Below are 21,592 nucleotides of genomic sequence, written 5' to 3' on the forward strand. Positions count from 1 at the left end.
AACGGCCCGTTCCTGCGGATTTCTGCGGAGGAGTCGCGTCACCATGCTCGGATCGACTGAATTGTGAACCGGATACGGCGCAGCCGGGATCCGTCCCCGACCGAAGTCATGAGCTGCAGACCTACCGTTTGACGTGGTCATGCGTCGCAATCCTGTTCGCAATTCAGTCCCGCGGTTGTCGAAAGAAGCGGGTCTGCCCGGAACTCCAGGGCGCGGTCGCGCGCTCGGTACCGAATTGACTGAATTGTGAACGTGGACGGGCGGGAACCGGACGAGCAGGTTGCGCGTCCGCGCCGCTCTACAGCTCGTTCATCCGCGGAATGACGACCTGGCGGTAGATGATCAGGATGCTTGCGGCCACGGGGATCGCGACAAGCGCGCCGAGCAGCCCCAGCAGTGAGCCACCGGCGAGAGCTGCGATCACGACGACGGCGCCCGGCACGGAGACGGCACGGTTCATGATGCGGGGCGCCAGCACGTAGGCCTCGACCTGCATGTAGATCAGGTAGTAGATACCGGCGATCAATGCCGTTCCGGGGCTTCCGAGGCCGGGGATCAGGCATGTGAGCACGATGATCGCCGAGCCCGTGAGGGTTCCCACGAGGGGGATGAGGGAGAAGAAGAAGGCGACGACCGCAAGCACGGCAGGGAACGGAGCCCCGATGATCGTGAGCAGGATCGCACTCAGGATGCCGTTGATGATGCCGAGTGACCCCTGCCCCATGACGTAGTACCCGACGGAGTCGGTGATCTGCTCCGACAGGTCGATGAATCGCGCGCGCTTCGACGCAGGCACGAGTTGGTAGACGGCGGCCTTCAGGTTCGGCGTCGACGCGGTGAAGTAGATCGTCAGGATCAGGACGATGAACGCTCCTGTGAGCCCTGCCACGACGGCCGCTCCGAACGCCAGCACGCTCTCACCGATGGCGGCGAAGTCCAATGAGGCGAGCCAGTCGTTGACGTAGTCGAAGACCACGTCCACCTGCAGGGTCGGGAAGGTGGTCTGCAGCCAATCCCGCAGATCGTCGATGAAGGTGCCGCGCGTGATGATCGTCTCGACGGTCGACACCAGCTGGCTGATCTGTGACGCGAGGACGGGCAGCACCGTGAGGACGATGCCGGCGAAGGCCGCGAGCACCACGAGGATCACGATGAGGACCGCGATCCACCGCTTCATCCTGCGGCGCTCGAGGAAGGAGATCGCGGGCTCGAGGCCGAGTGAGAGGAACAGCGCCGTGCCGACGTACAACAAGATCGTCGAGAGAGTCTGAATGCTCGAGATCAGAACGATCCCGAGCCCCACGCCAAGCGTCGCGATGAATGCGACGCGGAACGGGTTGTGAATCTTCACGTGCACCTCCGGCTGCGACGCGCCCGACGCGCGTCACGTCAGACTACGTGCGGAGCGCCCGAATCCCGCGCTTCACGCGCGTGCGGCTGACATTCAGGCGTACTTCGGTAGTCTGGGATGTCCGCTTCCGCGCCGAAACTCTCCCGGGCGCGTCGATGGAGGAGTTTTCGTTTGCGTTTTGTCTGGGCTGTCGCGGCATTCGTGCTCGCCGCCGTATTGATCGGTGCTGGTATCGCTCAACGAACGGTTTTCGTTGGTGCCGAGACCACAGAGACCGAGATCAGTACCGAGGCCGGGCTTCCCTACGTGCTGGTCGATGGGGCGGTGCTCACGAGCATTCCCGGTTCCCAGACGTTGACGGCAACGGCCGACTCGGGTCCTGTCTATGCCGCTTACGGTCGCACGGCGGACGTCACGGCTTGGCTTTCGGACGTGTCCTACACGCGCGTCACGCTCGATGACAGCGGCGAGATCGTGACCGAGGTCGTCGAACCCGTGCAGGTGGAGCCGAGCGAGGAGGCGCCCGCAGAGGGCTCGTCCGAGGGCGACGCCGCGGGGGATGCATCCGCGGACGGGACGAGCACCGAAACGACAGCCGAGACACCCGCTGGGCGCAATCCCGCGGGCTCCGATCTGTGGCTCGATGAATTCACCGACGAGGGCACCCTCACGACTCAGCTCCAGCTGCCCGCCACGATGAGCGTTCTGCTCGCGTCGGATGGGACGGCCGCGGCCCCCGAGACGCTGCAGATCCGCTGGCCGCTTGACAACTCCACGCCCTGGGCCGGGCCGCTGATCGTGGCGGGAGGCATCCTGATGGCGCTCGGAGTTCTTCTCTACCTGCTCGGAATCAGGCATGCGCGGCGCTCGCGGGGTCCGCGACGCAAGGGCATCCCGCAACCCGTGACGCAGCCACTCGACACTATTCCCGCGGGCGACGCCGAAGCGAAGGGCGTGATCAGCTCGGGAACTCCGTCTCGGCGAGCCCTGCGCGGCGGCACTCGGGGCTTCATCGTGATCCCGAGCCTCGCGCTCGCGGGTCTGCTCTTCACGGGTTGTACCGCCGCGTCGTGGCCCCAACTCGGGCCCTCGGCGACCCCGTCACCCACCGCGAGCGTCGTCGACGCGGCCGAGCAGGACGCTCCGGCCGTGACCGAGACCCAGGCGAAGCGCATCCTCGCGAAGGTCGCCCAGACTGTCTCCGAGGCAGATGTTGCGGCGGATGGAGATCTCGCGGCCACGCGCCTCGCCGGCGCGGTCCTGGACGAGCGCAAGGCGAACTACCTGATCCGCAGCAAAGTCGCAGATCACCCCGCGCTGCCGGCTATCCCGACCGAACCCCTGCAGATCGTCCTTCCGCAGGCCTTCGACGATTGGCCGCGGACGATCATGACCGTCGTCGGCGAAGAGGGGGAGACGACCGTCGCCCCCACGGTCGCCGTGTTGACGCAGAACGACCCCTGGTCCGAATACAAGCTGACGTACCTGGCGAGCCTCGCGGCATCCGCCGAGTTCCCGGGGGGCGTCGCTCCTTCCACGATCGGCGCGGCGCTCGTTCCGCCCGACTCGCCGTTCCTGCTGCTCGAGCCGCAGGAGCTGGCCGCGGCCTACGCGGACGTCCTCAACAACGGTGACAACAGCTCCTTCTCGTCGCTGTTCGAAGAAGAGGGCGACCAGTTCCGCGTCAAGGTCGCGGAAGATCGACGCACGCGTCTGGAGCAGTTCAACCAGACCGGTGCCGAGACCGGAAGCCTGACCTTCTCGTCCGCCGCCGGTGCGTATCCCGCGGTCGGGCTCGCCACACTCGAGTCGGGTGCGATCGTCGCGGTGAGCCTCACCGAGACCGACACCGTCAAGCCGACCAACAGCGACGCCGTGATCAAGCTCGACGGTAACCCCACGGTCGAGGCCCTTGCGGGCACGGCGAGTTCGGCCTCGGGTTTCCAGACGAACTTCTCCGACCAGCTCTTCTTCTACGTGCCGAACCAGGCAGACGGCGGACAGATCCGCCTCCTCGGCTACGCCTCGAACATTCTCAGCGCAGGAGTCATCCAATGAGTCAGAACGCCAATCCGGGTGCCGTCCTCCGCGGAGCCGTCGACCTGTCGTCGCTCCGCAACCGTCCGCAGCCGCCCGTCCCCGGCACGGCTCCGGCCCCCGCTGGAGTGCAGGCCACGACCGGAGCGGCGGGCCTTGTGCGGGATGCGACGGACGAGACGTTCGGCGAGATCCTGGAACTCTCGCGAACGGTTCCGGTCGTCATCGATCTGTGGGCCGAGTGGTGCGGACCGTGCAAGCAGCTGAGCCCGATCCTCGAATCCGTCATCACCGAACTCGCGGGTCGACTCGTGCTCGTCAAGGTCGACGTGGATGCGAACCCCCAGCTCACGCAGGCCTTCCGCGCCCAGTCCATCCCGATGGTCGTGGCGCTCGTCGCCGGGCAGCCCGTGCCGTTGTTCACGGGCGCGGTGCCCGAGCAGCAGGTTCGCGAGGTCTTCGCCCAGCTCCTGCAGCTCGCGGCGCAGAATGGCGTCACGGGAACGCTGGCCGTATCGGACGCGGACGCCGGTGAATCGGATGCCGAGAGTGCCGAGGCATCCGAGCTGCCGCTTCCCCCGCTGCACGCGGCCGCGTTTGCCGCCATTGAAGAGGGCGACTACGACGCGGCGATCGCGGCGTACGAGCAGGCGCTCGTCGAGAACCCGAAGGACGAAGACGCTCGCGCCGGTCTCGGGCAGGTTCGCCTGCTCAGCCGGGTCACGGGGCTCGAACTCGAAGCGGCGCGCGCTGCCGCTGCCGCTGCGCCGACGGATGTCGCGGCCCAGTTCGCGGTCGCCGACCTCGATATCGCCGGGGGACACGTGGACGACGCCTTCGGACGCCTGCTCGACCTGTTCGCCGCGTTGCCCGACGACGAGCGTGCGCCCGTCCGGGAGCGATTGCTCGAGCTCTTCGGCTTGATCGGCGACCCCGACCCCCGCGTCATCCGCGCGCGCAGTCGTTTGGCCTCGTTGCTCTTCTGACGAGCCTGTATCCGCGAGGGTGCCCGTTTCATCCGCGAGGGTGCCCGTTTGCGTTCAGAACGGGCACTCCCGGGGTCCGGAACGGGCACTCTCGCGCCCAGAACGGGCACCCTCGCGAAGGCGGGTCAGCGGTTGTGCTGCAACCAGATCACGCCGAGCGGCGGCAGGGTGACCGTGGCACGCGCGGCACCATCTTCAGTCGCCGAGGCGTTGACCGCTCCGAAGTTACCCACCCCGGACCCGCCGTACTCGACCGCGTCCGAGTTGAGGATCTCTGTCCACACCCCGGCTTCGGGCATCTCGATGTCGTAGTCGTGGACCGGCACGCCCGAGAAGTTGCAGAGCACGGCGACGGTGTTGCCGTGCCAGTCGGTACGTGAGAACGCCACGACGTTCGGGTTGTGATGTGACCCGAACAATCGGCGGAAGGCCGCACCGTCGTGATCGCGTGCCCAGAGCGGAGCGTGCTTTCGATACGTTTCGTTGAGCACCGACACGTAGGCCTGAAGCTGCGCGTGCAACGGCTGGTCGAGAATCCACCAGTCGAGCGAACGTCCCTCGGACCATTCGGAGATCTGCCCGAACTCCTGCCCCATGAACAGCAGTTGCTTACCCGGGTGTCCCCACTGGAATCCGAGGAACGCCCGAGCATTCGCGAGCTTCTGCCAGTGGTCACCAGGCATCCGTGACACGAGCGTGCCCTTGCCATGGACAACTTCGTCGTGGCTGATCGGCAGCACGAAGTTCTCACTGAACGCGTAGACGAAGGTGAAGGTGATCTCGCCCTCGTGGTGCTCGCGGTACATGGGATCGCGCCCGAAGTACTGGAGCGTGTCGTTCATCCAGCCCATGTTCCACTTGAGCCCGAACCCGAGGCCACCCTGGTCGGTCGGGGCCGTTACGCCGGGGTAGCTCGTCGACTCCTCGGCGATCATCGCGATCCCCGGGTAGCGCTTGTACGCCGTCGCGTTGACCTCTTGCAGGAACCCGATGGCTTCGAGGTTCTCTCGTCCGCCGTGGATGTTGGGGGTCCACTCACCCTCGTTGCGCGAGTAGTCGAGGTAGAGCATCGAGGCGACCGCATCGACGCGCAGCCCATCGACGTGGAACTCTTCGAACCAGTACAGGGCGTTCGCGACCAGGAAGTTACGAACCTCGCGGCGTCCGTAATCGAAGATGTACGTGCCCCAGTCCTTGTGCTCGCCGCGGTGGGGGTCGGGGTGCTCGTAAAGGGGACGCCCATCGAACCGGGCGAGGGCGAACTCGTCCTTCGGGAAGTGGCCCGGCACCCAGTCCATGATCACGCCGATGCCGGCCTGGTGCAGTCGGTCGATCAGGTATCGCAGGTCATCGGGCGTACCGAACCGGCTGGTCGGCGCGTAGTACCCGGTGACCTGATACCCCCAGGATCCGCCGAACGGGTGCTCGGCGAGCGGAAGGAACTCGACATGGGTGAAGCCGAGGGACGTGACATGTCCGATGATCTCGTCGACCGCGGCGCGGTAGGTCAGGCCCGGACGCCATGATCCGAGGTGGAGCTCGTAGACCGACATGGGCTGGTCGACGGGCGTCGTGCGGGCGCGTCGCTCCATCCATACGTCGTCCTGCCAGAGGTGGCGAGCCTTCGTCACGACGGACGCGGTCGCGGGTGGCACCTCGGCCCAGCGCGCCATCGGGTCGGCTTTGACGATCCAGCGTCCGTCGCTCGTGAGGAGCTCGTATTTGTAGGCCGAGCCTTCGCCGACCCCGGGCGCAAAGAGCTCCCATACTCCTGAGCCCCCCATGGAGCGCATCGGATGACTCTGGCCGTCCCAGCCGTTGAAATCGCCGACGACACGCACCGCCTGTGCGTTCGGGGCCCAGACGGCGAAGGAGGTGCCCGACGCGCCCTGGTGGTCACGCAGGTGAGATCCGAGCACACGCCAGAGCTCTTCGTGCCGGCCCTCGGCGATCAGGTGCAGGTCGAGGTCGCCGACGGTCGGGGTGAAGCGATAGGGGTCGTCGGCGGTCCACGTCGGCGCAGACGCGTAGGTCGCCTCGATGAGATAGGGAACCGGGGCTCCCTGATGGGTACCTTCCCAGATCCCACTGCGGACGTGCTCGAGCGCTGTTCGTTCACTACCGTTCGTGATGGCGGTCACGGTCTCGGCGAGGGGACGACGAACGCGAATGGTGGTGATCGCGCGGCCCGAGGCATCCTGACCCGCGTGCTGACCGAGCACGCTGTGGGGCGAGTAGTGGGATCCCGTGGCAACAAGATCCAGATCGTTCTGAGATACGACAGTCATCGCGGGCTCCTCACCTTCAGAATGTGTACCGGCTCGGCGAAGGCATCGAGGCGGACATAGTTGCGGTCGGTCCAGGTCCAGACGGCACCGGTGACAAGGTCTTCGACCTCGAAGGGCGCCCCGGGTTGGACGCCCCAGAGGGTCGTGTCGAGATAGACCGTCGTCTCGCGGGCGGAATGGGGATCCACGTTCGCGACGACGATGATGGTGTCTGCCTGCCCGGCCGGTGAGAGGGCAGCGTCGAGGTGCTTCGAGTAGACCAGGATCGCCTCGTCGTCGCTCCAATGGGTGCGGAGGTTGCGCAGCTGCTGCAGCGCAGGATGCTCGTTGCGCACGCGGTTGAGCATCCGCAGATACGGCGCGAGAGAGTCACCGGATGCCTCGGCACCGGCCCAGTCGCGCGTCTTGTACTCGTACTTCTCGTTGTCGAGGTTCTCTTCCGACCCCGGTCGGGCCACGCTCTCGTAGAGCTCGTACCCGGCGTAGACGCCGTATGTGGGCGCAGCCGTCGCGGCGATCGCGGCACGGGTCTTGTAGCCGGCCCTGCCGCCGTACTGCAGGTATTCGGTCAGGATGTCGGGGGTGTTGACGAACAGGTTCGGACGCAAGAAGTCGGCCGTCTCGGTCGCCAGCCCGGTCAGGAACTCCTCGAGCTCTTCCTTGGTGTTGCGCCAGGTGAAGTACGTGTAGCTCTGCTGGAATCCCGCCATCGCGAGACCCTGCATGATCGCCGGGCGCGCGAACGCCTCGGCAAGGAACACAACCCCGGGATGCTCCGCGTTCACGGTGCGGATCAGCCACTCCCAGAACTTCAACGGCTTGGTGTGGGGATTGTCGACGCGGAAGATCTCGACGCCTTGAGCGATCCAGTGCCGGATGACCCGCAGGGCCTCCGAGCGGATGCCCTCGTAGTCGTTGTCGAAGTTGATCGGGTAGATGTCCTGATACTTCTTCGGAGGATTCTCGGCATACGCGATCGAGCCATCAGGAAGGGTCGTGAACCATTCGGGATGCTCAGTGACCCAGGGGTGATCCGGCGACGCCTGCAGGGCGAAATCGATCGCGACCTCGATGCCCTCGGTTCGCGCAGCCTTCACGAATGCGCGGAAGTCGGACAGCGTCCCCAGGTCGGGGTGGACGGTGTCGTGCCCGCCTGCGGCGCCGCCGATCGCCCAGGGCGACCCGGGGTCGCCGGGCTCGGTGACGAGCGAATTGTTCCGTCCCTTCCGGTGCGTCTCGCCGATCGGGTGGATCGGGGGCAGGTACAGCACGTCGAAGCCCATCGCCGCGACCTCCGGCAGCCGCTTCATCGCCGTGCGGAAGGTGCCGCTCTTGACGCGTCCGTCCTTCAGCCGTTTGGCGCCTTCCGAGCGCGGGAAGAACTCGTACCAGGCGCCGACGCCCGCTCGGCGACGTTCGACGAGCAGTTCTCGTGTCGCACCGACGGTGACGAGCGAGGCGACCGGGCGGGCCGCGAAGGACGCGGCGATCGCGGCGTCCTGAACGATCAAGAGCGCGTCTTCGTCCGACACCTCGGGGTCGAGCAGACGAGCAGCGGATGCCTGGAGCAGACGTCGCTCCGCAGCCGGTCGGGTGCGCTCGCGCCCCGCACCCTCGAACAGGTCCGAACCGATCCGGCGCATGAGCGGCGCATCCACGCCCGCGGCGATCTTGAGGCTCGCGGCGTGCCGCCACGTGGCGTACTCATCCGCGAACGCTTCGAAGTGGAACGTCCACACACCCTCTTCGAGCGGGGCGACAAGCACCTGCCAGCGATCGAATCCGTCCTCCAGCGCCGTGAGCCGGTGCAGCGATTCGTCGCCGCTCGGCGAGAAGAGGCGCAGGTGCACGCCGATGCGGTCGTGTCCCTCACGGAACGCCGTGACGATGAACGGAACGACCTCGGTCGCGTAGGCCCTCGGCCGGTACTGATCACCCGGCACGGAAGGTCGCGGCTGGAACATCGGGATGCGGCCGGCGGCCGTGATGTGCTCATCGGGCCACGCGCTGGCGGGGCGGACGGGGAGAGCGGCGGCACTGCGCCACGCTCGGGGGACAGCATTCACAGAAGGGGCAGCCACACCCCGAACCTACCTTGCATGCCGAGGTGAGGATACGCCTTGCGCGGCCCGCCGAACGGTGTTATTCGGCGCGGAAGAGCCGCATCGAGGTGCCCGGCAGAGGCACGATGTCGCCGGGTTCGAAGGTCTGCTCGACGTCGCTCGGCCGCTCGTCGATCGACGACCACATTTCGACGTAGCGGGTGACGCCGTCGATGTCCGGCAGCGTGACATCGATGGGGGACTCATTGCCGTGCACCATGAGCAGGATTCGGTTGAAGGCCTCGTGTTCCGGGGTGGACGCCGCGACGTACTGGATCGTCCTGTGCGCCGGATTCGTCCAGCGGTCGATCGACATCATCGCGCCGCTCTCGTCGTACCAGTCCATGACGGATGCCGAGGGTGTCGGCCGGTCCTGAACGGCGAACCGGCTGGGCCGGAGGGCAGGGTTCTCGCCGCGCAGGGTGATGAGCCGGCGGACGTGCTCCTGCAGATCCTTCTGCCACTCGGCGTGGTCCCACGACAACCAGGTCAGGGCCGAGTCGTGGCAGTACGCGTTGTTGTTGCCGCGCTGCGTGCGACCGAATTCATCCCCGGCCGTAAGCATCGGGATCCCCGACGAGAGCAGCAGGGTTCCCAGCAGATTGCGCATGGCCTTGCGACGCGTGGCGAGGATCTGCGGATCGTCGGTCGGGCCCTCGGCACCGTGGTTGAACGAGCGGTTGGTGTCCGCGCCGTCACGGTTCTGTTCGCCGTTTGCGAGGTTGTGCTTGACGTCGTATGAGACGAGATCTCGGAGCGTGAAACCGTCGTGGGCGGTGACGAAGTTGACGCTCGCGAGTGGTCCGCGCTCGTGCGAGAACGTGTTCGACGAGCCGGCGAGGCGCGTTGCGAAACCGCCGATCCCGACCGGGGCAGTCGAGGCCCGGCGCGCGTAATCGACGTCGGAGAGCCAGAAGTTGCGGACGCGGTCGCGGTAACGGTCGTTCCACTCGCTCCAGCCGGTCCCGAAGTTGCCGGTCTGCCAGCCGCCCATGCCGACATCCCAGGGCTCGGCGATCATCTTCACGTCGGCGAGCGCCGGGTCGTCCATGATCGTCTGCAGCAGGGGATGGTCGGGGGTGAAGTGGTGCTGCGCGTCGCGGCCGAGGGTCGCAGCAAGGTCGAAGCGGAACCCATCGATCTGCAGGTCGTTCGCCCAATACCGGAGCGAATCGAGGATGAGTCGCGCCGCAGCATCCGTCGCTGTGTTCACCGCGTTGCCGCATCCGGTCTCATCGACGTAGGTGCCGTCGTCGAGTTGGCGGTAATACGAACGGTTGTCGATGCCGCGGAAGCTCGAACGCGGACCCCCGACACCCTCTTCGGCGGTGTGGTTGTAGACGACATCGAGGATGACCTCGAGACCGGCCTCGTGCAGCAACCGAACCATGCCCTTGAACTCGCGCAGGATCGCCTCGGGGCCCTCACGCCTGCTCGCCTCGGTGGCGTAGGCGGCGTGCGGGGTGAAGAAGTTGAGGGTGTTGTAGCCCCAGTAGTTGCTGAGCCCGAGCTGGTGCAGCCGCGGTTCGCTCGCGAATGCGTGGACCGGCAGCAACTCGACGCTCGTCACGCCGAGCCCCACGAGATACTCGATCATCGCCGGGTTGGCGAGCCCGGCGTAGGTGCCGTGCAGCGCAGGCGGAACCGCGGGGTGACGCTTCGTCAGGCCCTTGAGGTGCCCCTCGTAGATGACGGTTCGATCGAGGGGAACGCGTGGTTTTGCGACTCCGCCCCAGTCGAAGGATCCGTCGAGAGCAACAGAGCGCCAGTCGCTGAAACCACCCGACACCAGGCCGCGAGCGTATGGGTCGAGCAGAAGGGTACGGGGGTTGAAGGTGTTGCCGGGCCCGGCAGGACCGCTGACCCGAATGGCATAGCGCGTGCCGGGGCGGAGCAGCGGTGTCGTGACCTCCCACACCGACCCGCCGGCAAGGCGCAGGGGGAGGGTCTCGACGATCCAGTCGAGGTCTGTGTCGTCGAACACGACGAGGTCCATGCCGTCGGCGTGACCCGACCAGACGCGGAGGCGACCGCCCTCCGAGGTGTAGGTGACGCCGAGGTCATCGAGCGCGGGCGAGAGGAGCCCAGCGGGCGCGTCGGTCGTCGGTGTCGGGCTGACCATGGGGATAACCCTAACCAGCACGTGAGTCCGGCGGGTTACGCGGGAGGCGGGTGGCGGCCCCTGAGCCTGTCGAAGGGTCCGACCGTGTGTGAGAGTTGTGGGGTGAACGCCTACCTCGACCACGCGGCGACGACCCCTCTGCGGGCCGAGGCGCGTGCGGCGTGGATCGATGCATCCGAGATCGTCGGCAACGCGTCGTCGATCCACGGCGCCGGTCAGGATGCGCGGCGGCTGCTCGAGGACGCTCGCGACCGTCTGGCGACCGCTCTGGGGTGCGAACCGATCGAGGTCGTGTTCACGTCGGGTGGCACCGAGTCGATCAATCTGGCTCTCGTCGGCTTGCTGCGCGCCCGCCGCGCGGCGACGGGGCGGAACCTGATGGTCGTGCCCGACGGCGAGCACCACGCCACGCTCGACACCGTCCGCTGGCTCACGTCGAGCGGCGAGGCAGAGGTCCGTTGGGTGCCGATCGATGCGAATGCCCGGGTCGACCTGGCGGCCTGGCGTGCGGCACTTGCGGACGAACGCGCCGCCGTGGTCACCCTCCTCGGGGCCAACAACGAGGTCGGCTCGCTACAGCCCGTGGCCGAGGCATCCGCGATCGCCGCGGATGCGGGAGTCCCGCTGCATATCGATGCGGTCGGCACCTTCGGGCACGTGCCCCTCTCGTTCCACGAGCTGCGCGCGGACGCTCGCGGAGGCGCCGGGCTCGTGGCGCTGAGCGTTTCGGCCCACAAGGTCGGCGGGCCGGTCGGCGTCGGGGCGCTCGTCGTGTCGCGCCACGTCACGCTCGAGGCGCTGCTGCACGGAGGCGGGCAGCAGCGGGGTCTTCGCGCAGGGACCCAGGATGTCGCGGGCGCGGTTGCCTTTTCGGTCGCCGCCGAGCTCGCCGTGGCGGAGTTGGCAGCGGAGGCCCGGCGGGTCGCGTCGCTCCGCGACACGCTCGAGGAGGGTCTGCGGGCGGCGATCCCCGACCTTGTGGTGTCTGCGGCCGACGTGGATCGTCTGCCCGGACACCTGCACGTCGTTCTTCCCGGTGCACAGGGCGATTCACTCTTGTTGCTGCTCGATGCGGCCGGTGTAGCGGTGTCGACCGGATCGGCCTGCCAGGCGGGTGTGCCCGAGCCATCCCATGTGCTTCTTGCGATGGGCATCGCGCCCGACGTCGCCGCGGGCGCCCTGCGCTTCACCCTGGGGCGGACGTCGACGCGGGCCGATGTGGACGCGCTTCTCGCCGTCCTCCCCGCGGCGTACGACCGTGCCCGGCGCGCGGGTCTGTCGTCCCGCACCCCGCGCGCCTGAGCCCGCAGGCGACGCTCGGCTGTCGCACATCGATGCTCCCGACCCGGCTGCGCGTCGATGTGCGACAGCGGAGCGGACCCGTACGGAGGGGCCCCGCGTAGAATCGACGGATGCGTGTTTTGGCGGCGATGAGCGGCGGGGTGGATTCCGCGGTGGCTGCCGCGCGCGCGGTCGACGCGGGCCACGAGGTCACCGGCGTGCATCTCGCTCTTTCCCGGGCCGGCGGAACGCTCCGCGCCGGAAGCCGCGGATGCTGCACCATCGAGGACGCGATGGACGCCCGCCGCGCGGCCGACCGCCTCGGCATCCCGTTCTACGTGTGGGACTTCTCGGAGCGCTTCCGGGACGACGTCATCGAGGACTTCGTCAACGAGTACGCCGCGGGCCGCACACCGAACCCGTGCATGCGCTGCAACGAGCGGATCAAGTTCGCCGCGGTCCTCGAGAAGGCGCTCGACCTCGGCTTCGACGCGGTGGTCACGGGGCATTACGCGATTGTCGGGCCGGGAGCATCCGGCGAACTCGAGCTGCACCGCGCCAGCGACGCGGCGAAGGATCAGTCCTACGTGCTGGGCGTGCTGACGGCCGAACAACTGCCGCACACACTCTTCCCGCTCGGCGAGACCCCCACCAAGGCGCTCGTGCGGGCCGAGGCTGAGGCACGAGGGCTGACCGTGGCTCAGAAGCCGGACAGTCACGACATCTGCTTCATCCCGGACGGCGACACGCGCGGGTGGTTGGCCGATCGGGTCGGCACGGCTCCCGGCGACATCGTCGACGCATCCGGTGCCGTCGTCGGTGCTCACGAGGGGGCGCATGCCTTCACGGTCGGGCAGCGTCGCGGACTCGCGCTCGGCGTGCCCGCAGCGGACGGTAAGCCCCGGTTCGTTCTCGAGGTGCGTCCGGTGTCCAACACGGTCGTCGTCGGGCCGCGCGAGGCGCTCGCGATCGCCGAGATCTCGGGCGACCGCTTCACGTGGGCGGGTTCTGCAGCTCTGTCCGTCGGCTCGGATCTGGCGTGCCACGTTCAGATCCGCGCGCATGCGGATCCCGTGCCCGCGACGCTGAGTTTCGTGGCGAGTTCCGACGTGGACGGCGATGGGATGCCGCGACTCGTGGTGCGCCCGGACGTGCCCCTCGATGGTGTCGCCCCTGGCCAGACCGCGGTGCTGTACGCCGGCACGCGCGTGCTCGGACAGTTCACGATCGACCGCACGGTCTCGGCGGTGCCGGCGGGTGTCTGACCCGCTGCAGCCGCACCGTGCTGCATCCGCTCGCGCCGTAGCGCGCGCTGCCACGGCGCTGGCGGGCAAGCGGACGGATGTCGGGGGCCGAACCTAAACTGAACCGGTGGCAGCTGAAGCACCGGTGGATTCCGAAGCATCCGAACTTCCCGACCTGACGCTTGAGCAGGCGCGCGATGAGGTGCGGACCCTGTCCGAGCAGATCCTCGGGGCGCGGGACGCCTACTACGGACGCGACGCCGAACTGGTGGACGACGCAACGTATGACGCGTGGATGCATCGGCTCGAGGCGATCGAGCGGCTGTACCCCGAACTGCAGGGGCAGGATTCACCGACACTGACGGTCGGTGCCGCTCAGGGGACGCAGTTCGCGCCGGTCGAACACGCCGAGCGGATGCTGAGCCTCGACAACGTCTTCTCGCTCGATGAGTTGCGGGAGTGGTGCGCGAAGGCTCAGGCCGGTGCCGGCCGAGCCGTCCGATGGCTGACCGAACTGAAAATCGACGGACTCGCGATAAGTCTCCGCTACGAGAACGGCGTGCTGACGTCGGCGGCCACGCGCGGTGATGGACGCGTCGGCGAAGACGTCACATTCAATGCGGTTCGGGTGACCGGCATCCCGCAACGCTTGGCGGGCACGGGGCATCCGCCGATCGTGGAAGTACGGGGCGAGGTCTTCATCCCCGTGGCTGCCTTCGCCGCACTCAACGCGCTGCAGGCGGACATGCGGGATCGTGCGGTCGAAGAGACACGCGCACGCTCACGCGCGTTCGACGAGGACAAGGCGCGGATCAGCGCCGAGCGTCGTTTTCCCGCGTTCGCGAATCCGCGGAACGCCGCGAGCGGAGGCCTGCGCCAACAACTCGACAAAAAGGACGGGCTCGAGCTTGAAGCCGGCCAGGCCCGCCTCGACTCGCTCCGCCTGTTCGTACACGGCATCGGGGCGTGGGAGCGCCCACCCGTCGACTCGCAGAGTGAAATCTACGCGCTGCTGAAGGAATGGGGTCTTCCGACGAGCCCGTATTACCAGACGACGGACACCATCGACGGGGTCACGGCGTTCGTCGAGCACTACGGCGAGCACCGCCACGACGTCGAGCATGAGATCGACGGAATCGTGGTCAAGGTCGATGAGCTCGCCCTGCACGACGAACTCGGTGCCACGAGCCGCGCGCCGCGCTGGGCGATCGCATACAAATACCCGCCCGAGCAGGTCAACACCAAGCTGCTCGACATCGTGGTGTCGGTGGGACGGACCGGAAGGGCCACCCCCTTTGCCGTCATGGCCCCCGCCCGCGTCGCGGGGTCGGTCGTGCGCCAAGCGACCCTCCACAATCAGGATGTCGTGCGCGCCAAGGGTGTTCTCATCGGCGACACCGTGGTGCTGCGCAAAGCGGGCGATGTGATCCCCGAGGTGCTCGGACCGGTGGTCGAGTTGCGAGACGGCACCGAGCGCGAGTTCGTGATGCCGACGGAGTGTCCGGAATGCGGGTGGACGCTCGCTCCCGCGAAAGAAGGCGACATCGATCTACGCTGCCCGAATACGCGCGCCTGCCCCGCGCAGGTTCGCGGCCGGGTCGAGCACATCGGATCGCGCGGCGCCCTCGACATCGAGGCGCTCGGCGAAGTGACCGCAGCGGCGCTGACGCAGCCATCGACCCCCGCGATCCCTCCCCTCGAGACCGAGGCCGGACTCTTCGACCTGACGATTGAACAGCTCGTTCCGATCGAGGTCATCGTGCGCGATTCCGAAACGGGTGAGCCTCGCGTCGACGAAAAGACGGGAAAGCGGGTCCGCCGGGCGCCGTTCCGGCGCAATCTGTCACCGGCTGAGAAGAAACAGGGGCTGACGGGCCCACAGCCATCCGCTCAGGCGATCACGCTCCTCGAGGAGCTGCAGAAGGCGAAGACGAAGGACCTCTGGCGCTTTCTGGTCGCGCTCAACATCCGCCACGTCGGTCCGGTCGCGGCACGGGCGCTGGCGCAATGGTTCGGCTCGGTTGACGAGATCCGACGGGCCTCTCGTAAGGACCTCGCCGCCGTCGAGGGCGTCGGCGGCATCATCGCGGACGCCCTGATCGACTGGTTCGAGGTCGACTGGCATCAAGAGATCGTCGAGCGTTGGATGGCCGCGGGCGCGCAGCTCGCGACCCCTGGGCACCCCGGTCCGGGCGCCGCGGTCGTCGAGGGCGGGGTGCTCGAGGGCATTACCGTCGTCGCCACCGGGTCCCTCGAGGGCTACACCCGCGAGGGTGCGCAGGAGGCGATCATCGCGGCGGGCGGAAAGTCCGCCTCGAGTGTTTCGAAGAAGACGGACTTCGTTGCGGCGGGCCCGGGCGCGGGTTCGAAGCTCGGCAAGGCGGAAGAACTCGGCGTGCGCATCATCGACGCCGCACAATTCCGTCTGCTCGTGACCGAGGGACCCTCGGCGCTCGAGGCGTTGGATCCCGACGCGGACTGAGTGTCGTACCTATGTTCTACTCTCGTCGAAACGAGAGGGGAACAACATGTCATCGAATTCGGATCTCGAGATCCAGGCATGGCTCGACCAGGAAGACGAGCACACGGCACAGATCATTCGTGCCCACGGCGTCTACCTGCAGTACGTCGGAGGCGACAGCAAGCATCGCGAAGCATCGTTCGCCTACACAGTGGGACTCTTCGGCGTCGGTCATCCGGAGTTGCTGATCGTCGGAGTAGGACCGAACACGGCATCGGGGGTCCTGAACGAGGTGTCGGCGATGATCAGAGGCGGCCGCAATATTGTCGCGGGCGAGATGCTGTCATTCACGGATTGGCCGCATCGGGTCGTGGCCGAGGTCGTGCCCAACCCGGGTGAGATCGCATTCGCGGCCAACCGCTTCTATCAGCGGCCCGCGGAAGCATCCGTGCCTCTCCTGCAGCTCACCTACGACGACAAGAGCGGGCGATTCCCCTGGGAAGACGGCTACGCGAATGCGCCGTGGGTTCAGCCGCGTCCGGGGGAGCTCCGCGCGTAGCGGCGAATTTCGAGCTAGCGCCCGGTCGTGAGCTGGAGCAGCGATTCGCGCACCTGTCGGCGCAGAACCTTGCCGATCAGGGACTTGGGGAGCTCGTCAACGACGAAGATCCGGCGGGGAACCTTGTAGGGCGTCAGGATGCCGCGGGCGAATTCGCGCACGGACTCCTCATCCAGAGTGGCACCCGCTACAGGGACGATCGCGGCGACGACCTCTTCACCCGAGTGCTCGCTCGGAAGACCCACGACCGCGGCATCCTCGACCTGGTGGTGCTGGCGGAGCGCAATCTCGACCTCGGTCGGGGCGACGTTGAACCCACCCGTGATGATGAGCTCCTTGATGCGATCGACGATCCGGACGAACCCCGCATCGTCGATCGTGACGATGTCTCCGGTGCGGAACCACCCGTCCACGAACACCTTGTCGGTCTCTTCGGGCTTGCCGTAGTAGCCGCCGAATACCTGGGGACCGCGGACGAGCAGTTCGCCCCGCTCACCGGCGGGCACATCACGGGTGGGCTCATCGGGGTCGACGACCCGGCACTCGGTACCGGGGAGCGGCAGACCCACGGTTCCCGGCACCCGGTTGTCGGCGACGGGGTTCGCCATCAGAACGGGGGAGCACTCGCTCAGACCGTACCCCTCGACGAGGTATCCACCCGAGGTGGCCTCGAACGGCACCACGAGGTCATGGGGCAGCGCCATCGCGCCGGAGATCGCGACCTCGGTTCCGTCGAGCGAGACTCCCTGCTCGAGTGCGGCCTTCAGCAGGCGATCGGCGATGGGCGGCACGAGGGGGAGGAACGTCGCCGGATGCTTCTTGGTGACCGCAAGCACCATGTCCGGGTCGAAACGCGGGAACAGCACGAGCCGCGCGCCCATCGACATCGCGAAGGTCAGGCACAGGGTGAGGCCGTAGGCGTGGAACATCGGAAGGACGGCGTAGACAACGCATCCTTCACCTCGCCGGATCGACGGGACCCAGGCCCGCGATTGTGCGGCATTCGAGAGCAGATTGCGGTGAGTCAACGAGGCGCCCTTCGGGGTTCCCGTCGTGCCACTCGTGTATTGGATGATGGCCAGATCGTCGGTCTCGGGTTTCGCGACGGTCGCGGGGAGGGGGGCGGCCGCGACGATGCTCTCCCACGGCACCGTGCCGCGCACCCGTGTGGTGAGCGCGGCGCGCGCCTCGCGTGCCCTGCTGATCGGCAGCTTGAGCGCGAATCGCGTGCGCGCGGGCATGGCGCGCGTGACGTCGACCGAGACGATCGTCTGCACCGCCAGGTCGGCGGGGAACTCCTGAACGGACTGCACGACCTTGTTCCAGACGATCGCGTGCACGGCGCCGTGGTCTTCGAACTGTTTGCGCAGTTCTCGCGGCGTGTAGAGCGGGTTGTGTTCCACGACGACGGCCCCGAGCCGCAGCACGGCGTAGAACGCGACGATGTGCTGCGGACAGTTCGGCAGCACGATCGCTACCGGATCACCGCGCTTGACGCCCTGTGCGCGCAGGCCCGCAGCCGCACGCTCGATCTGCTGCTGAAGGTCGCGGTATGACGTGGTGCGTCCGAAAAACTGCAGGGCCGGAGCATCCGGATAATCGCGTGCGGATGCCTCGACGATGTCGACGAGCGAACCGCTCACCGGGTCCAAGTCGCTCGGAACTCCCTCGGCGTAGCTCTGAATCCACGGTCTGGGCGGCTCATACGTCGTCGTCATGTTGTCAGCCTATTGCCGTGCACCAGGCGCGGACGGGGCGGGGCGAGGGCGCCGCCTAGAATAGGGCAGTGTCTGAAATCACCCCCGAACTCGTGCGCCATCTGGGCGTGCTCGCCCGGATCCAGCTGACCGACGAGGAGGTGAACCGTCTCACCGGAGAGCTCGACGTCATCGTCGACAACATCGCCAAGGTGTCGCAGGTCGCCACCCCGGATGTCCCCGCGACGAGCCACCCCGTGCCCCTCCAGAACGTCTTCCGTCCCGACGTCGTCGGCGAAACCCTGACCCTCGAGCAGGCACTGCAGAATGCCCCGGATGCTGCAGACGGACGATTCCGCGTCACCGCGATCATGGGGGAGGAACAGTGACCGATCTCACGCGCCTGAGCGCCGCAGCGCTGTCCGAGAAGCTCGCGAAGGGCGATGTCTCGAGCGTCGAGGCCACCCGCGCGCACCTCGACCGCATCGCCGCCGTCGACGGCGACGTTCACGCGTTCCTGCACGTCAGTGACCACGCCCTCGACGTCGCGGCCGACATCGACCGCCGCCGTGCCGCGGGCGACGAGCTCGGCCCTCTGGCCGGTGTGCCCCTCGCGATCAAGGACGTGCTCGTCACGACCGACATGCCCTCGACGAGCGGCTCACGCATCCTCGAGGGGTACATGTCTCCCTTCGACGCAACCGTCGTCGCGCGCTCGCGCGCCGCGGGACTCGTGCCGCTCGGCAAGACCAACATGGACGAGTTCGCCATGGGCTCGTCGACCGAGCACTCGGCGTACGGGCCGACGCACAACCCGTGGGATCTCGACCGCGTCCCGGGCGGCTCGGGTGGCGGGTCCGCTGCGGCCGTCGCCGCCTTCGAGGCGCCCCTCGCGCTCGGCTCCGACACGGGCGGGTCCATCCGCCAGCCGGCGCATTTGACCGGCACTGTCGGCGTCAAGCCGACGTACGGCGGCGTCAGCCGCTACGGCGCGATCGCGCTCGCCTCGAGCCTTGACCAGGTCGGTCCCGTCACGCGTTCCGTGCTCGACGCGGGCCTGCTGCACGATGTCATCGGCGGGCACGACCACCGCGACTCGACGTCGCTCACGGACGTCTGGCCCTCGTTCGCCGAGGCCGCCCGCGACGGCGCCCGCGGTGATGTGCTGAAGGGTTTGCGTGTCGGCGTGGTCCGCGAACTGCCCGATAGTGGATTCCAGGCCGGTGTCTCTGCATCCTTCCGTGCCTCGCTCGCGCTGCTCGAGGCGAACGGCGCCGAGATCGTCGAGATCAGCGCCCCCCACTTCGAGTACGGCGTGGCCGCGTACTACCTGATTCTGCCCGCCGAGGCATCCAGCAACCTGGCCAAGTTCGACTCGGTGCGTTTCGGCATGCGGGTCACGCCGAGCGGCAATGCGACGGTTGAGGATGTCATGGCTGCGACCCGCGAGGCGGGTTTCGGCGACGAGGTCAAGCGCCGCATCATCCTCGGCACCTATGCCCTGTCTGCCGGCTACTACGACGCGTACTACGGCTCGGCGCAGAAGGTCCGCACGCTCATCCAGCGCGACTTCGACGCCGCTTTCGAGGCCGTCGACGTCATCACGACGCCGTCCGCACCGACGACAGCGTTCCGCCTCGGCGAACGGGTCGACGACCCGCTCCAGATGTACCTCAACGACGTGACGACGATCCCGGCGAACCTTGCCGGTGTGCCCGGCATATCGATCCCGTCGGGGCTGGCAGAAGAAGACGGCCTGCCCGTCGGCATCCAATTCCTCGCGCCCGTTCGCGAAGACGCGCGCCTGTACCGGGTCGGGGCGGCGCTCGAAACACTGCTCGAGGATGCCTGGGGCGGACCACTGCTCGACCGAGCGCCCGCTCTCACCACCCGAGGAGGGGTTTCCTGATGGCCAAGGCCCCGCTGATGGACTTCGACAAGGCGCTCGAACTGTTCGAGCCCGTGCTCGGTTTCGAGGTCCACGTCGAACTCAACACCGCGACCAAGATGTTCTCCGCCGCACCGAACTCGTTCGGTCGTCCCGCGAACACCGATCTGGCACCCGTGGACCTCGGTCTGCCGGGCTCGCTGCCCGTCGTGAACGAGCAGGCCGTGCGCTTTTCGATCAGCCTGGGTCTCGCCCTCGGCTGTCAGATCGCGCCGTCCAGCCGCTTCGCTCGGAAGAACTACTTCTACCCGGACCTCGGCAAGAACTATCAGATCTCGCAGTACGACGAACCCATCGCGTTCGAAGGCAGCGTGACGGTCGAGCTCGAGGACGGCACCGAGGTGGTCGTGCCGATCGAGCGCGCGCACATGGAAGAGGATGCCGGCAAGCTCACGCACGTCGGCGGCTCGACCGGGCGCATCCAGGGCGCGGAGTATTCGCTCGTCGACTACAACCGTGCCGGCGTTCCCCTCGTCGAGATCGTCACCAAGCCCATCTACGGCGCCGAGCACCGCGCGCCCGAAATCGCCAAGGCCTATGTGCAGACGATTCGCGACATCGTGCTCGCGCTCGACATCTCGGACGCCAAGATGGAGCGCGGCAACCTGCGTTGCGACGCCAACGTGTCGCTGCGCCCCCGCGGGCAACAGAAGTTGGGCACCCGCACCGAGACGAAGAACGTCAACTCGATGCGTTCGGTCGAGCGTGCCGTGCGGTACGAGATCCAGCGTCAGGCGGCGATCCTCGCCGCCGGTGGCACGATCACGCAAGAGACGCGGCACTGGCACGAAGACACGGGCACGACGTCGCCCGGTCGTCCGAAGTCCGACGCCGACGACTACCGGTACTTCCCGGAACCCGATCTGCTGCCCGTGGTGCCCGCACCCGAGCTGATCGAAGAGCTGCGCGCCGCGCTTCCCGAGGCGCCGCCCGCTCGTCGCCGTCGCTTGAAAGCCGAGTGGGGTTTTACCGATCTCGAGTTCCAGGACGTCGCCAACGGTGGTCTGCTCGCTGAGCTGGCGGCAACTGTCGCTGCCGGCGCATCGCCCGCGGCCGCGCGGAAGTGGTGGACGGGCGAGATCACCCGACTGGCAAACGCCGCCGGGCGCGAGGCATCCGATCTCATTTCGCCGACGGACGTCGCGGCGGTGCAGGCCCTCGTCGATGCCGGAACCCTCAACGACAAGCTCGCGCGCCAGGTGCTGGAGGGCGTCATCGCGGGGGAGGGCACGCCGCAAGAGGTCGTCGACACTCGCGGACTGGCGGTCGTGTCGGACGACGGACCGTTGATCGCCGCGATCGATGAGGCGCTGAAGGCTCAGCCGGACGTGCTCGAGAAGATCCGCGACGGCAAGGTGCAGGCCGCCGGCGCGGTCATCGGTGCCGTCATGAAGGCCATGCGCGGGCAGGCCGACGCGGCCCGCGTGCGCGAGCTGGTCCTGGAGCGCGCCGCGGCATTGTAGGGATCCATAGAGCCGAGAGTGCACGTTCGCTGCGCGAAAGTGCACTCTCGGCT

Annotated in this window: 14 protein-coding genes; 9 read left to right on the forward strand and 5 right to left on the reverse strand. The window is 67.5% G+C overall.

The window, feature by feature from the left end; all coding sequences use genetic code 11:
• Positions 1-298: 298 nt before the first annotated feature.
• The gene (locus CGU34_RS09230) at positions 299-1,351 is read right to left on the reverse strand and encodes an AI-2E family transporter (RefSeq protein WP_036294350.1); all 1,053 of its coding nucleotides are present in this window, start codon (positions 1,349-1,351) and stop codon (positions 299-301) included.
• A 171-nt stretch (positions 1,352-1,522) separates the two neighbouring features.
• Between CGU34_RS09230 and CGU34_RS09235 the strand changes: the two genes are divergently transcribed.
• Together CGU34_RS09235 and CGU34_RS09240 are read left to right on the forward strand one after the other, a co-directional pair.
• Entirely contained in the window at positions 1,523-3,409 is a 1,887-nt protein-coding gene (locus CGU34_RS09235) for a glycosyl transferase (RefSeq protein WP_198517732.1), read from the forward strand.
• A complete protein-coding gene (locus CGU34_RS09240; RefSeq protein WP_036294356.1) occupies positions 3,406-4,374 on the forward strand; it encodes a tetratricopeptide repeat protein in 969 nt (322 codons plus the stop codon). The genes CGU34_RS09235 and CGU34_RS09240 overlap by 4 nt, the downstream gene beginning before the upstream one ends.
• 125 nt (positions 4,375-4,499) lie before the next feature.
• On the opposite strand, the gene glgB is transcribed toward CGU34_RS09240, so the two are convergent.
• The 3 genes from glgB to glgX all read right to left on the reverse strand — a co-directional run bounded on the left by glgB (position 4,500) and on the right by glgX (position 10,886).
• A complete protein-coding gene (gene glgB / locus CGU34_RS09245; RefSeq protein WP_036294359.1) occupies positions 4,500-6,662 on the reverse strand; it encodes a 1,4-alpha-glucan branching protein GlgB in 2,163 nt (720 codons plus the stop codon).
• Positions 6,659-8,626 (reverse strand): alpha-1,4-glucan--maltose-1-phosphate maltosyltransferase, encoded by a 1,968-nt coding sequence (locus CGU34_RS09250; protein WP_051512833.1) that lies wholly within the window; start codon positions 8,624-8,626, stop codon positions 6,659-6,661. Before CGU34_RS09250 ends, glgB begins: the two co-directional genes overlap by 4 nt.
• A 178-nt stretch (positions 8,627-8,804) precedes the next feature.
• Positions 8,805-10,886 carry a glycogen debranching protein GlgX gene (gene glgX / locus CGU34_RS09255; RefSeq protein WP_036294367.1) on the reverse strand — a complete coding sequence of 694 codons (2,082 nt, stop codon included), beginning with the start codon at positions 10,884-10,886 and terminating at the stop codon, positions 8,805-8,807.
• Between the two features lie 102 nt (positions 10,887-10,988).
• Between glgX and CGU34_RS09260 the strand changes: the two genes are divergently transcribed.
• From CGU34_RS09260 to CGU34_RS09275, 4 genes are all read left to right on the forward strand, one after another.
• Positions 10,989-12,188, forward strand: coding sequence for a cysteine desulfurase family protein (locus CGU34_RS09260; protein WP_036294370.1), 1,200 nt, complete (start codon positions 10,989-10,991; stop codon positions 12,186-12,188).
• A gap of 110 nt (positions 12,189-12,298) precedes the next feature.
• Positions 12,299-13,432: a tRNA 2-thiouridine(34) synthase MnmA gene (gene mnmA / locus CGU34_RS09265; RefSeq protein WP_100813907.1), complete on the forward strand. Its 1,134-nt coding sequence runs from the start codon at positions 12,299-12,301 to the stop codon at positions 13,430-13,432.
• 274 nt (positions 13,433-13,706) lie between these two features.
• Positions 13,707-15,893, forward strand: coding sequence for an NAD-dependent DNA ligase LigA (gene ligA, locus CGU34_RS09270; protein WP_373457218.1), 2,187 nt, complete (start codon positions 13,707-13,709; stop codon positions 15,891-15,893).
• A gap of 46 nt (positions 15,894-15,939) precedes the next feature.
• A complete protein-coding gene (locus CGU34_RS09275; RefSeq protein WP_036294389.1) occupies positions 15,940-16,431 on the forward strand; it encodes a DUF4262 domain-containing protein in 492 nt (163 codons plus the stop codon).
• A gap of 14 nt (positions 16,432-16,445) precedes the next feature.
• Here the strand turns inward: CGU34_RS09275 and CGU34_RS09280 are convergent, their stop codons facing one another.
• The gene (locus CGU34_RS09280; protein ID WP_036294392.1) at positions 16,446-18,149 is read right to left on the reverse strand and encodes a long-chain-fatty-acid--CoA ligase; all 1,704 of its coding nucleotides are present in this window, start codon (positions 18,147-18,149) and stop codon (positions 16,446-16,448) included.
• A 68-nt stretch (positions 18,150-18,217) separates the two neighbouring features.
• On the opposite strand from CGU34_RS09280, the gene gatC reads away from it, so the two are divergent.
• Genes gatC through gatB form a run of 3 tightly spaced genes read left to right on the forward strand, consistent with a single transcriptional unit; the run spans position 18,218 to position 21,539 of the window.
• Complete coding sequence (gene gatC / locus CGU34_RS09285) at positions 18,218-18,517, forward strand: Asp-tRNA(Asn)/Glu-tRNA(Gln) amidotransferase subunit GatC (protein WP_036294395.1); 300 nt, start codon at positions 18,218-18,220, stop codon at positions 18,515-18,517.
• Positions 18,514-20,037: an Asp-tRNA(Asn)/Glu-tRNA(Gln) amidotransferase subunit GatA gene (gatA, locus tag CGU34_RS09290; protein WP_100813908.1), complete on the forward strand. Its 1,524-nt coding sequence runs from the start codon at positions 18,514-18,516 to the stop codon at positions 20,035-20,037. Before gatC ends, gatA begins: the two co-directional genes overlap by 4 nt.
• Positions 20,037-21,539, forward strand: coding sequence for an Asp-tRNA(Asn)/Glu-tRNA(Gln) amidotransferase subunit GatB (gene gatB / locus CGU34_RS09295; RefSeq protein ID WP_100813909.1), 1,503 nt, complete (start codon positions 20,037-20,039; stop codon positions 21,537-21,539). Before gatA ends, gatB begins: the two co-directional genes overlap by 1 nt.
• The last annotated feature ends 53 nt before the right edge of the window (positions 21,540-21,592 follow it).

Origin of the sequence: Microbacterium lacus (assembly GCF_002812805.1) — a bacterium.
In the GTDB taxonomy this organism is placed as follows: Bacteria; Actinomycetota; Actinomycetes; order Actinomycetales; family Microbacteriaceae; genus Microbacterium; species Microbacterium lacus_A.

Excerpts from the sequence above, each read along its gene's own strand:
- CGU34_RS09240 (WP_036294356.1), top strand. The coding sequence starts at position 3,406 with ATGAGTCAGAACGCCAATCCGGGTGCCGTCCTCCGCGGAGCCGTCGAC.
- glgB (WP_036294359.1), bottom strand. The coding sequence starts at position 6,662 with ATGACTGTCGTATCTCAGAACGATCTGGATCTTGTTGCCACGGGATCC.
- CGU34_RS09250 (WP_051512833.1), bottom strand. The coding sequence starts at position 8,626 with ATGTTCCAGCCGCGACCTTCCGTGCCGGGTGATCAGTACCGGCCGAGG.
- glgX (WP_036294367.1), bottom strand. The coding sequence starts at position 10,886 with ATGGTCAGCCCGACACCGACGACCGACGCGCCCGCTGGGCTCCTCTCG.
- mnmA (WP_100813907.1), top strand. The coding sequence starts at position 12,299 with ATGCGTGTTTTGGCGGCGATGAGCGGCGGGGTGGATTCCGCGGTGGCT.
- ligA (WP_373457218.1), top strand. The coding sequence starts at position 13,707 with ATGCATCGGCTCGAGGCGATCGAGCGGCTGTACCCCGAACTGCAGGGG.
- CGU34_RS09275 (WP_036294389.1), top strand. The coding sequence starts at position 15,940 with ATGTCATCGAATTCGGATCTCGAGATCCAGGCATGGCTCGACCAGGAA.
- CGU34_RS09280 (WP_036294392.1), bottom strand. The coding sequence starts at position 18,149 with ATGACGACGACGTATGAGCCGCCCAGACCGTGGATTCAGAGCTACGCC.
- gatB (WP_100813909.1), top strand. The coding sequence starts at position 20,037 with ATGGCCAAGGCCCCGCTGATGGACTTCGACAAGGCGCTCGAACTGTTC.